The 1,483-nt window shown below is 43.8% G+C and carries 1 protein-coding gene; it reads left to right on the top strand.

From position 1 onward, the window contains the following. Nucleotides 1–1,079: autotransporter outer membrane beta-barrel domain-containing protein (locus tag FHQ30_RS12580; protein ID WP_139612333.1), on the top strand; the 1,079-nt coding region annotated here is incomplete at its 5' end. Between the last annotated feature and the right edge of the window lie 404 nt (nt 1,080–1,483).

Below are 1,483 nucleotides of genomic sequence, written 5' to 3'. Positions count from 1 at the left end.
TAGAAGCAGAAGCCAAAGCCGCTGCCGAAATCGCTGCGCAAGCTGCTGCTGATGCCGCAGAAAAAGAGCTTCTTGCCGCAAAAGCCAAGGCTGAGGCACAAGCCGCAGCAATTGCTGCTGCCGAGGCGGCTGAAAAAGCCCGCTTAGAAGCTGCTGCCCAAGCAGAAGCCGCTGCACAGCAAAATACACAGCACAATTGGATTAGCCAAGAAGCGAATATTGCATTGTCATCTCAAGCGGCCAACATCAGCCAATTAAACAAAAATCAAACATTGTTGAATCAATACGTTAATCGATTAACACCGGATAACAGCGGGTTATGGAGCAATGTTGATCGTGAGCGCATGAACTACCACAGCGACAACTACCGTCACTACAAACAAGATCTCTACAGTCAACAACTTGGTGTTGATAAAGCCATTAACTTTGATGGCGGTGACTGGTTGGTTGGTTTAGCGTTCGGACACAGCAATGCGCATAATCAATTTGCTGAGAATCAAAGTGGTAAAACCAGCAACCATAGCCTAAGCTTATATAATAAAGTGATTTTAGACAATCAATTGTACCTCAGTACCGTGATCAGCTATAACCGCTTAAAAACGACGTTGAACGCATTTGATCAAGATGTCAAACAACACGCTTGGGTCACCTCCGTTGCTCTTGGTAAGCGCTGGCAGTTTGGTACTATCGGAGTACAACCATCGGTTGATATCACTTACTACCGTTTAGGCAGCATGGATTATCGTATCAACAACGTCGCGATACAGCAGCAAACGCTTAACTTCTGGCAAGCGCATAGCGGTATCATGTTAGATAAGCACTTTGGTTTGTCGCCAAGTGACGGTGTAACGTTATATACCGCACTTTACTACACAGCCAATCTAAACCATAAGGCGCAGTTGCAGGTCAGCAACAGCACATTGAATGCCGCCCTGTTTAAGAACCGCTTAGAAAGTGAAGTCGGTGCTGTATTCCGCTTAGGGAAACAGGTCAATATCACGCTGAAAGGTGGTTATGCCGAAGGTGATGTGATCGAGTCACAATTTAATGCCGGACTTGAATTGAAATATCTTTGGTAACACCAACAAACCCTAAAAACCGCCATGAAAAATCCCTTTTGTGTAAGCAAAAGGGATTTTTTAGACTGCTGACAAAGGTTAAAATACACGATTAATATTGTAAAAGTAGGGGGCGATTATATATCGCCCCGAACCGCACTTTGCATTTTTCCTTTATTGATTAAGTGCTTATGCCGCACTTCGCAAACGGGCGGATATATAATCCGCCCCTACCTTGCCTCATCAAATATCTTTGTCAATAATCTGATGCCGAATGTTACCATTCGGCATTTATTTTTATCCTTTAATCCGATATTTCAGGCATTTCAAGGTGAAATCAGTATCTGGCTAACGCAGTACTTTTTCGCCATATTCATACACCTGTTGCAATAACGCCAGTTTTTCAGGATTATTTTGGTGCTGTT

The sequence above is a fragment of the Testudinibacter sp. 'clade 2' genome (genome assembly GCF_006227735.1).
GTDB lineage: Bacteria > Pseudomonadota > Gammaproteobacteria > Enterobacterales > Pasteurellaceae > Chelonobacter.
This window is presented reverse-complemented; position numbering and strand designations above follow the sequence as displayed.